The 9,984-nt window shown below is 75.3% G+C and carries 8 protein-coding genes and 1 pseudogene; 7 read left to right on the top strand and 2 right to left on the bottom strand.

Annotated features, from left to right (window positions below; genetic code table 11):
* Together DY240_RS09785 and DY240_RS09780 are read left to right on the top strand one after the other, a co-directional pair.
* On the top strand, positions 1 to 611 hold a 611-nt coding region (locus DY240_RS09785; RefSeq protein ID WP_147375263.1), incomplete at its 5' end, for a tRNA pseudouridine synthase A.
* Positions 612 to 808: 197 nt separating this feature from the next.
* Positions 809 to 1,231, top strand: coding sequence for a hypothetical protein (locus DY240_RS09780; RefSeq protein ID WP_147375262.1), 423 nt, complete (start codon positions 809 to 811; stop codon positions 1,229 to 1,231).
* Positions 1,232 to 1,633: 402 nt separating this feature from the next.
* On the opposite strand, the gene DY240_RS09775 is transcribed toward DY240_RS09780, so the two are convergent.
* Both DY240_RS09775 and DY240_RS09770 read right to left on the bottom strand, forming a co-directional pair.
* Positions 1,634 to 2,464, bottom strand: a complete 831-nt coding sequence (locus tag DY240_RS09775) for an MBL fold metallo-hydrolase (protein WP_158602797.1) — start codon at positions 2,462 to 2,464, stop codon at positions 1,634 to 1,636.
* Complete coding sequence (locus DY240_RS09770; RefSeq protein ID WP_119659734.1) at positions 2,461 to 3,474, bottom strand: cyclic nucleotide-binding domain-containing protein; 1,014 nt, start codon at positions 3,472 to 3,474, stop codon at positions 2,461 to 2,463. Before DY240_RS09770 ends, DY240_RS09775 begins: the two co-directional genes overlap by 4 nt.
* A gap of 143 nt (positions 3,475 to 3,617) precedes the next feature.
* Between DY240_RS09770 and DY240_RS09765 the strand changes: the two genes are divergently transcribed.
* From DY240_RS09765 to DY240_RS09745, 5 genes and pseudogenes are all read left to right on the top strand, one after another.
* Entirely contained in the window at positions 3,618 to 4,109 is a 492-nt protein-coding gene (locus DY240_RS09765) for a hypothetical protein (RefSeq protein WP_119659733.1), read from the top strand.
* A gap of 118 nt (positions 4,110 to 4,227) precedes the next feature.
* Positions 4,228 to 5,571, top strand: coding sequence for an adenylate/guanylate cyclase domain-containing protein (locus tag DY240_RS09760; protein WP_119659732.1), 1,344 nt, complete (start codon positions 4,228 to 4,230; stop codon positions 5,569 to 5,571).
* Entirely contained in the window at positions 5,568 to 6,305 is a 738-nt protein-coding gene (locus DY240_RS09755; protein ID WP_119659731.1) for an ABC transporter ATP-binding protein, read from the top strand. The genes DY240_RS09760 and DY240_RS09755 overlap by 4 nt, the downstream gene beginning before the upstream one ends.
* Positions 6,302 to 8,770, top strand: coding sequence for an FtsX-like permease family protein (locus tag DY240_RS09750; RefSeq protein WP_199701191.1), 2,469 nt, complete (start codon positions 6,302 to 6,304; stop codon positions 8,768 to 8,770). The genes DY240_RS09755 and DY240_RS09750 overlap by 4 nt, the downstream gene beginning before the upstream one ends.
* Positions 8,770 to 9,984: pseudogene (locus DY240_RS09745) on the top strand (hypothetical protein); the annotation flags it as partial. The gene DY240_RS09750 and the pseudogene DY240_RS09745, both read left to right, overlap by 1 nt.

Below are 9,984 nucleotides of genomic sequence, written 5' to 3'. Positions count from 1 at the left end.
CGCCCGGCCGGTCGGACCGGCCGCCGGCGGTCGCGCTGCTGCGGCGGCTGGCCGGGGTGCTGCCGGCCGACGTGCGGGTGCACGGCGTCGCGGAGGCGCCGCCCGGCTTCGACGCCCGCTTCTCCGCCGTCTGGCGCCGTTACCGCTACCGCGTCGCCGACACCGCCTACGGCGCCGACCCGCTGCTGCGCTCGTTCGTGCTCTGGCACGACCGCCCGCTCGACGTCGACGCCATGAACGCCGCGGCCGCCGGGCTGCTCGGCGAGCACGACTTCGCGGCCTACTGCCGGCCGCGCGAGGGCGCCACGACGATCCGCGAGCTGCGGGTGCTGACGTGGGAGCGCACGGCGGACGGCCTGGCCGTCGCCACCGTCGAGGCCGACGCGTTCTGCCACAACCAGGTACGGGCGATGATCGGCGCGCTGCTGCTGGTCGGCGACGGCCGGCGCCCGGTCGACTGGCCGGCGACGGTGCTCGCGGCGGGCGTGCGCGACCCGGGCGTCGTCGTCATCCCGCCGCACGGCCTGACGCTGGAGGCCGTCGGATACCCGCCCGACGACGAGCTGGCCGCCCGCGCCCGCGCGGCCCGCAACGTCCGCACCCTTCGCTGACGCGTGTCCCGCGGTTCGGCTGCTCTGGCCGTGTCGACCATGGCACGCTGAAGGTGACCAATCGTGTCGGAAATGTCCCGTTTGTGGAGCGCGTCAGCGTGCCAAGCCCGGCGCCGGCCGACGTCCGGCGCCGGGCCGCGCCAAAGGTCAGGGTGATCCCTGAGGGCAAACGCGGCCCGGACGCGTAGCCTGGAGGAGTGTTCACCGATGCGATCGAGATTGCCGTAGCCGCACTGGGGCTCGGACTTGTCGTGCTGTCCGTACGACAGGCACGGGCCAAGGGCTGGGCGGCCTCGCTGCAGATGGCGGCGGGCGGGTTCCTGCTCATGGGCGCTTCCGCCATCGGCATCGTCGGCTTCGTCGTGGGTCTGGTGCTCTCGCCGATGGCCTGGGTCGGCGTGGGCATGCTCGCGGCGGCCGGCCTGTTGTTCGCCGCTGGACAGAAGCTCGAGGTCCCGAAGGCCTCGGCCACGGCCGATGCTGTCGGCGAGGCCGGCCCGGCGCCGAAGGGCGCCGTCGACGCCGGCCCGAGGCGGGGCCGCAAGCAGCAGCAGTCGTCGACCGGCGACCCCGAGCTCGACGACATCGAGGCCATCCTCCGCCGCCACGGCATCCAGTAGGTCCTGCCGCGAGGCGAGGAACGGTAGCGTCAACCGTTCGGCACATCACGAGGAATACCCGAGCCCCAACACGATTGCAGGCGTAGTACGACACGAAATCCCGTGGTGACAGCCCCCGGATCACGGGCGAATCGCAGGCCGGTGCGTCGGTGACGACGCTGGACCCGACCTCGGCGCGCCGCCGGTCGCCTGGCGCTCGGGCGCCGGCCACCCGCAGACCACCCTGGGTGGACCGACGCCCCGGACCCCGTCGCCGCACTACCCCCGTCTCCGTCATCGCTGCCCGTTCTTCGGCCGGGCGACCTGCCCGACGGCGGTGTGATCGCCACAGGGAGGCGGCGTACCGGCGCCCGGACGAGATCGCCGTCATCCCGCGGCTCTCCTCGGGCCCTGATGGTCAGCTCACAGCTCCAGCACGTCGCCCTCGCGGCCGACGGTGACGGGGAGGGGCGCGGCCGCCGCGTGCTTGGCGGCCAGCTCGTCGACGTCGTCGTCCGGACGGGCGGGGGCGTGGTGGATCAGCACCAGCCGCCCGACCCGGGCCCGCACGGCCAGCGCGATCGCGTCGCCGATGGTCGAATGCCCGTACGCGCAGGCCCAGTAGCGCTCGGCGTCGGAGAACTGCGCGTCGTGCAGCAGGAGATCGACGCCGCGGACGAGGTCGGCGGCGGGGCCGTCGCCGGCGGCCGCGGCGTGGTCGGGCAGGTAGGCGAACGACGCGCCGTCGGCCTCCACCCGGATCCCGAACGTCCGGCCGCCCTTGTGCGGGATGTCGGCCAGCCGCACGCTCGCTCCACCGGCCGACGCCCAGCCGGCGTCGTGGGCCGAGAACCGCCACCGCCCGGCCAGCCCATCCGGCCCGATCGGGAAGTGCGGCGGCGACATCGCCCGGCGCAGCAGCGTCGCCGCGGACCCCGGGACGTCCGGCGCGGCGCCGTCCTGGGCGGGCAGCCACAGCCGTACGTCGGCGCCGTCGACGTCGCCGGACCGGAAGAACGGCAGCCCCTGCACGTGGTCCCAGTGCAGGTGGCTCAGTACCAGGTCGCCGCGGTACGGCGCACCCCGGAGCAGCTCCGTCACCCCGGCCAGCCCGGTGCCGGCGTCGAGCACCAGCCGCGGGGCCGGCTCGCCCCGCACGGTGACCGAGACGCACGACGTGTGCCCGCCGGTCCGCACGAACGCGGCACCCGGCGCGGGCGTCGAGCCCCGGACTCCGTGGAGGACGATCCTCACGCCGGCACGTCCTCCCGCCGGTGCGACCCGGCCAGCTCGGCCAGCCGCTCGCGGTCGATCGCCGCGCCGGGGCACACGGCCACCCGGATCGGCGTCGCGGCGATCAGCGTGGACGTGCGCCGTCCGCCCTCCAGGACGGCGCGCTCGCCCAGCACCGCGCCCGGCCCGACCTCGGCCAGCCGCCGGCCGCCGACCTCGACCCGGAGCACGCCGTCGAGCAGCAGGTACAGCTCGTCGCCGGGCTCGCCCTGCAGGGTGAGCATCTCCTCGGCGGCGAGCGTGCGGATGCGCGGCTTCTGGCCGCCGCTCATCAGCAGCCGCGACAGCGTGCGTTCGGTGGCGCTCTCCACCTCGACGGCCAGCGCCGGCGAGTCCTCGTCGCCCCACGGCGTCCGCGCGCCGAACGAGTGCGCCGCCCACGCCGAGTAGTCGGTCAGGCCGGACTTCAGCACCAGCGCGCCGGCGTCGTCGTAGACCCAGTGCCGCGGGAACGCGCTGGCGCCCGGCAGGCCCGGCTCGGACCGGCCGTCCGGGTACAGCGTCAGCGACAGCGTCGTCCACACCAGCGGCGACTGCAGCTTGACGAACGGCGGGTGCGGGACGGCGCGCGGCGCGGGCAGCGCGGTCCGGCCGCCGCAGGTCTGCGTCAGCCTGACGCCGCCGTCGGGCCGGAACTCCGGCTCGTGACGCAGCACCGGCAGCGCGACCGCGGCGAACGTGGCGCCCAGCCGGCCGACGCGCACCGTCGTCGAGCCCATCAGGACGCCCGAGGTGTCGTCGTAGCCGGCCCGGACGATCCGCCCGTCCTCGACCTCCGCCCACCCGGCCAGCACGTTCGCGTACCGGAACCGATCGGCCGCGCGCAGCCCGTCGAGGTCGTCGACGACGTCGGGCGGCGGCGGGTCGTAGTGGGTGAAGCCGGTCTCGAAGGCGGCCTTGGTGAGTCCCGTGACGGCCTCGGACGGGATCCACGACAGCGTGGTGGCGGTGGCCTCGATGCGGGTGGTCATGGTGTCCCCCTTGGACGGACGTGTCGAGCCTGCTCACCACGGTAGGAACCGGCCGAGGCGCGGGGCAGGGTGCAGGCTGGCCGATCCTGAGGGGTGCTGGCACGCCCCGTGTGACGTAGATCGTTCGGGGTATTCGTCCTGGTATGGGAGTCTTGACGCGGTATCGGACGACGACCGCCGCGGGCGTGATCGCGGCGTTCGTTCTGGTCCTCGTGTTCGGCAGTCCGCCGTATGGCGACTGGGCCCGTGACAACGCGAACGGGACAGGCGCCCTCGACTGGTTCCTCACCCTCCTCAGCTGGCCGTCATGGGACTTCGACGCCGACCTTCCGGTCCGGGACATCTTCGCGATCATGCTGCGCGCGATCCTCGTGGTCGTGCTGACCGCGGTGTTCCTGACCCTGCTCACCGGCCCGCGCCTCTCGCGCGAGCGCAGCGGCGCCGCCCAGTTCCTCACCGGCTGGTCGGCGTACATCTTCGCCGGCGCCGTCGCCGGCCTGCTGGCGGCGATCTTCGTCAGCGACCCGTCGACGCTGGGCGCCTTCCAGGCGGCCGCCGGCGGGGCGACCTACGGTCTGTTCACCGGCTGGGTGGTCGGCCTGGCCACCTTCCGCGGTCCCGGCCGCATGACGTAACGGCGGCCGGCCGGGGCGGCGGGGTGTCATCTCACCGGGGGCGGTGATGCTGGCACCCCGCCGCATTCGGGTGGCTGCCGCACTGGTGCGAACGCGCCGGTAGGAGTGTCATATCCGCATGACCTCGGCCGGCGCACGCATCACCGTGCTCCTCGCGGACGACAACCTGCTCGTCCGCGAGGGCGTGCGGGCCCTGCTGCGCGTCGCCGGTGACATCGACGTCGTCGCGATGGCCGAGGACTACGACAGCCTCGTGGCCCGAGCCGACGAGCACCGCCCGCAGGTCGTCGTCACCGACATCCGGATGCCGCCGCGGTTCGCCGACGAGGGCATCGAGGCGGCCAAGGAGGTCCGCAAGCGGCTGCCGGGCACCGGCATCGTCGTGCTCTCGCAGTACGACGACCCCGAGTACGCCGTCGCACTGCTGGCCCAGGGGGCGGCCGGCTACGCATACTTGCTCAAGGAGCGGGTGGCGGACGGCGACCGGCTGGCCCGGGCGGTCCGCGAGGTCGCGGCGGGGGGTTCCATGCTCGACCCTGAGATCGTCCAGGCACTCGTGACACCGGCACGCAGCGGCACCGGGTTGTCCGCCGACGAGGAACGGCTGCTCACCATGGTGGCCGAGGGGCGGGCCGTCAAGGCCATCGCCGCGACCCTGCAGAGCACGCCCGAGGCGGTCGACCACGCCGTCGAGGAGCTGTTCCTGCACCTCGCCCGCGACGCCAGCTCCGGCGTGCGCGGTGCGCTCGAGCGCCTGCGCAAGCTGCACACCGCGATCCTGGAGCGCGAGGAGCAGGGCGAGACGCTCACCCGGCTGCTGCCGTCCGGGCTGGCGGACAAGCTGCGCGACGACCCCGGCGCGGTCGCGCGCACCGAGCGGCTGGTCGTCACCGTGCTGATGTCGGACGTGCGCGGCTACTCCGGCATCGCCGAGCGGTCCGACCCGTCCACGCTGGCACGTCAGCTGAACGCCCACCGCAGAGCCATGAACGGTGCCATCCTCGACCAAGGGGGCACCGTGATGCAGTACGTGGGTGACGCCGTGATGGCGGTCTTCGGAGCACCGTTCCCGCAGCCGGACCATGCCGAGCGGGCGCTGCGGGCCGCCCTCGACATGCACCGGCGGCAGGCCGTCGTCGACGCCGAGTGGGCGGCCGAGGGCCTGGAGCCGTTCGGCATGGGCATCGGCCTGTCCACCGGCGAGGTGGCCGCCGCGCTGCTCGGCAGCGACGAGCGGCTGGAATACACGCTGGTCGGCGACACCGTGAACATGGCGCAACGCCTGCAGGACCTCGCCCGCCCGGCCGGCACGACGGTGGCCAGCGAGGCCACCGCGGCGGCCGCGCCGGCGTGGACGTTCCAGCGGCTGGACCCCGTGCGGGTCAAGGGCCGCGACGCTGCCGTGACGGCGTGCCGGGTGGTCGCGCCCGCGCACCACGAGGTGGAGGAGTACAGCCGATGACCGCACTGCTGGCTCAGGGGGTCCGCCGGACGTTCGAGGCGGAGCTGGCGCCCGTCCGCGCGCTGCGCGGCGTCGACCTGCGGGTGGACCGCGGCGAGTTCGTCGCGCTGATGGGACCGTCAGGCTGTGGCAAGTCGACCCTGCTGAACATCTTCGCCGGGCTCGACCAGGCCGACGAGGGCGAGGTGGTCGTCGACGACCTCGTGGTGAGCGGCCGCGACGAGAACTGGCTGGCGAAGTTCCGCCGGCACCACGTCGGCATCGTCTTCCAGTTCTTCAACCTGCTCGAGGGGGTCTCGGCGCTGGACAACATCGCGCTGCCGGCGATCCTGGGCGGGCTGCGCCGCAGGGCCGCGGAGTCGCGCGCCCGCGACCTGCTCGACCTGCTGGGACTGGGCGACCGCACCGAGCAGCTGCCGTCGGTGCTCTCCGGCGGTCAGCGGCAGCGGCTGGCGATCGCCCGCGCGCTGGTCAACGAGCCGGCCGTGCTGCTGGCCGACGAGCCGACCGGCGCGCTGGACAGCGAGGGCGGCGCGGAGATCCTGGAGCTGTTCCGCCGGCTGCACGGCGACGGCCAGACGATCCTCATGGTCACGCACTCCGCCGACGTCGCGGCCGGTGCGTCGCGGGTGGTGCGGATGCGCGACGGCCGCATCGACGGCGACGACGGCGTCCGGGTCACCGTGGACGCCTGGCCGGTCGACGCCGTCGCCGTGGAGGAGCGCGCCCCATGACGGCGGTCGCCGCCTGGCTCCGTCTCGACGCGCGGCGCCGGTGGCGGTCGCTGCTGGTCATGGCGGTGCTGGTGGCGCTGGCGGCCGGGACGGTGATGACGGCGATGGCCGGCGCCCGCCGCGGCGCGACGGCCGTCGACCGGCTGCTGGACCGGACGCTGCCGGCCACGGTCGCCGTCCTGCCCAACCAGCCGGGGTTCGACTGGGACGCCGTCCGGGAGCTGCCCGAGGTGGAGGCGCTGACGACGTTCGTCCTCACCGCGTCGTACGTGGTCGACGGCGTGCCGCCGGGCGGCTTCGCGCTGGCGTTCCCGCCGGGCGACGACGAGGTGTTCCGCACCATCGAGCGCCCGGTGGTGCTGGAGGGTCGCTTGCCCGATCCCACGCGCGCGGACGAGGTCGTGGTCAGCCCGAACTTCCGGGAGACCTACGGCCTCGACGTCGGCGACAGCGTCACGCTGCGGCTGTTCGCGCCGGAGACGCAGGACCTGCTCGGCTCCGCCGCGACGTCGGCGCCGGAGCCCGACGGCCCGGTGATCGACGCCCGGGTCGTGGGGGTGGTCCGCTCGCCGTGGTTCAGCGACAAGCTCGGCGACTCCGAGGGCGGGCTGTCACCGTCGCCGGGGCTGGCCGCGCGGTACCGGGAGAACCTGTTCGGCGCCTCGGGCCAGGGGGTGGCGAACGCGCTGGTCCGGCTGCGCGGCGGCGAGGCCGACATCCCGGCGTTCAAGGCCGGCCTGGAAGAGGTCAGCGGGCGCAGCGACATCGACTTCATGGACCTGGCGGGGGAGGGCCGCCATGCCGCCGACGTCGCCGACTTCGAGGCCGAGGCGCTGACGGTGTTCGCCGTCGTGGCGGGCGTGGCCGCGGTCTTCCTGGTCGGTCAGGCGGTCGCCCGCTACGCGGCGTCGTCCGCCGCCGACCTGCAGGTGCTGCGCGCGGTCGGGATGACGGTGGGCCAGTCCGCACTGGCCGCGGCCGCCGCACCGGTGGCGGCGGCCGTCGCCGGGTCGGTCGCCGGAGCCGCCGCGTCGGTCGTGGCGTCACGCTGGTTCCCGATCGGCACGGCCGCGCTGTACGAGCCGGCGCCGGGGTTCGACGTCGACCTCCCGGTCGTCCTGGCGGTCGGCCTGCTCACGTCCGGGCTCGCGGCGTTGGGCGCCGTCACCGCGGCCCGGCTGGCGCTGCGGTCGGCGCGGTCGGCCCGCAGCCGCCCGTCGGCGCTGGCCACGGTGGCACGGCGGCTGGGCGCACCGGTGCCGGTGGTGGTCGGCACCCGGTTCGCGCTCGAGCCGGGACGCGGCCGGCAGGCCGTTCCCGTACGGCCGGCGCTGCTGGGCGCCGTCGTGGGCGTTCTGGGCGTGGTCGCGACGTTCACGTTCTCCGACGGGGTCGACGACGCCGTCGCGAACCCGTCGCGATTCGGCCAGGTGCACCAGATCGAGGGCTACCTGGGCCTGGACGGCCACGATCTGGTCCCGCCGTCCGACGTGCTGCCGGTGCTGGCCGCCGACCCCGACGTCGTCGCCGTGAACGACGCCCGTGTCGCGGTGGCCGAGGTGGGTCACCGGCCGGTCACGCTGTTCACCCTGGACCCGGTCGGCGCCCCGCTGCGGCCGGTGCTGGCCGAGGGGCGGCCACCGGAGAGTCCGGCCGAGGTGGCGCTGGCTCCGGACAGCGCGGCGGCGATGGGCGTGTCGGTGGGCGACGTCGTGTCCGTCACCGGCACGGCCGGCGTCCGGGAGATGGCGGTCACCGGCCTGGCGTTCGTGCCGGAGGGCGCGCACAACAACTACGTCACCGGCGGGTGGGTCACCGCGGACGGCTACGACACGCTGTTCGACACCGTCAGCGCGGTCTCGCCGGCGTTCAAGTACCACATCGTCATGGTGGCGCTGCGGCCGGGAGCCGACCCCGCCGAGGTGACCGGCCGGCTGATCACGGCCGTGACGCCGATCGCCGCGGCCGCCGCCGAGGCCGCCGGGATGGACCCGGCACAGCTGGACCCGGCGAACCTGCTCTACCCGGCTCCGGAGCCCAGCCGGTTGGCTGAGATCCGCCAGGTGCGCACGCTGCCGGTGCTCCTGGCCGGCTTCCTGGCGGTGCTGGCGCTCGGGGCGGTGGGCCACGCGCTGGCCACCGCCGTCCGCCGGCGCCGGCACGAGGTGGCGGTGCTGCGGGCGCTGGGCATGACCCGTCACCAGTCCCGCGGCGTGGTCGTGACGCAGGCGAGCCTGCTCGCGCTGATCGGCCTCGCGGCCGGGCTGCCGCTGGGCCTGGCGCTGGGCCGCACCGTGTGGCGCTACGTCGCGGAGACGACGCCGCTGCTCTACGTCGCCCCGATCGCCGCGCTCGCGCTCCTGCTGGTGGTGCCGCTGGCGCTGGTCGCCGCCAACCTGCTGGCCGCGTGGCCGTCGCACCGGGCGGCGTCGATGCGGGTCGGGTCCGTGCTGAGGGCCGAGTGATGACGGCGGCGTGGCTGCGGGCGGACCTGCGCCGGCGGTGGCGCTCGCTGCTGGTGCTGGCGTTGCTGGTGGCCGTGGCCGCCGGGACCGTCATGACGGCGCTCGCGGGGGCCGGCCGCGGCGAGAGCGCCGTCGACCGGCTGCTGGAGCGGACGCTGCCAGCGACGGCCGTGGTGCTGCCGAACACCGCCGGGTTCGACTGGGAGCCGGTGCGGCGGCTGCCCTCGGTCGAGGAGCTGGCGGTCTGGCCGCTGGGGGTGGTCGAGGTCGACGGCGCCACCGGCGAGCCGGACACCTGGGTCATGGACGAGGTCGCGTTGCGCGACGTCGAGCGGCCGGTCGTGCTCGACGGCCGGCTGCCCGATCCCGGCCGCGTCGACGAGGCGGTCGTCACCGCGGCCTGGAAGGAGGCCCAGGGCAGCGGCGTCGGCGACCGGATCCGGGTGCGGCTGCACGCGCCGGAGGCCGTCGACCTCTACAACCTCGCGCAGGTCGAGCCGGAGGCCGCCACCGGGCCGCGGCTGGACGTGACGATCGTCGGCGTGGTGCGCTCGCCGTGGTTCGGCGACGCTCCCGGCGTCCCGGGCGGGCTGGTGCTGTCGCCGGCCGTGCTGGCCGCCTATCCCGGCAGCTTCTACGGCGCGCAGGGCACCGCGCGCAGCAACGCGCTGGTGCGGCTGACGCCGGAGCCGGGAGCGATCGAGCGGTTCTCCGCCGAGCTGGCCGCCGCGACCGGCCGGTCCGACATCGACGTCTGGGACCTGCGCGAGGTCGTCCACGCCCGCCACCGTGACCTCGCCGCGTTCGAGGCGGCCGGGTTGCGGGTGTTCGCTCTGGTCGCGGCCGCGGCGGCGGTCGTTCTGGTGGGTCAGGCCGTGGCGCGGAACACCGCCGCGACGGTGAACGACCTGCGGGTGCTCCAGGCGCTCGGGCTGGCCCCCGGGCAGGCGCTGCGGGTGGCGGTGGCCGGTCCGGCGCTTGCCGCCGTGGCCGGAGCGCTGCTGGCCGTGGCCGGTGCCGTCGTGGCCTCGCGCTGGTTCCCCATCGGGGCCGCGGCCGCGGCCGAGCCGGCCCCCGGGTTCGACGCCGATCCGCTCGTGCTCGTCGCCGGGCTCGTCGTCACCCCGGTGCTGGTGACGCTGGGCGCCGTCCTGTCCGCGGCGGTGGCGCTGCGCCTGGCCGACGGCGCCGCCCCGGCCCGCCGGTCCGTCGTC

Source organism: Jiangella rhizosphaerae, assembly GCF_003579925.1.
GTDB classification, from domain to species: Bacteria; Actinomycetota; Actinomycetes; order Jiangellales; family Jiangellaceae; genus Jiangella; species Jiangella rhizosphaerae.
This window is presented reverse-complemented; position numbering and strand designations above follow the sequence as displayed.

What these genes read in the sequence shown, in the direction of transcription:
- DY240_RS09770 (WP_119659734.1), bottom strand. Translation starts at nt 3,474, where the DNA reads ATGACCACCCGCATCGAGGCCACCGCCACCACGCTGTCGTGGATCCCG.
- DY240_RS09765 (WP_119659733.1), top strand. Translation starts at nt 3,618, where the DNA reads ATGGGAGTCTTGACGCGGTATCGGACGACGACCGCCGCGGGCGTGATC.
- DY240_RS09760 (WP_119659732.1), top strand. Translation starts at nt 4,228, where the DNA reads ATGACCTCGGCCGGCGCACGCATCACCGTGCTCCTCGCGGACGACAAC.
- DY240_RS09755 (WP_119659731.1), top strand. Translation starts at nt 5,568, where the DNA reads ATGACCGCACTGCTGGCTCAGGGGGTCCGCCGGACGTTCGAGGCGGAG.
- DY240_RS09750 (WP_199701191.1), top strand. Translation starts at nt 6,302, where the DNA reads ATGACGGCGGTCGCCGCCTGGCTCCGTCTCGACGCGCGGCGCCGGTGG.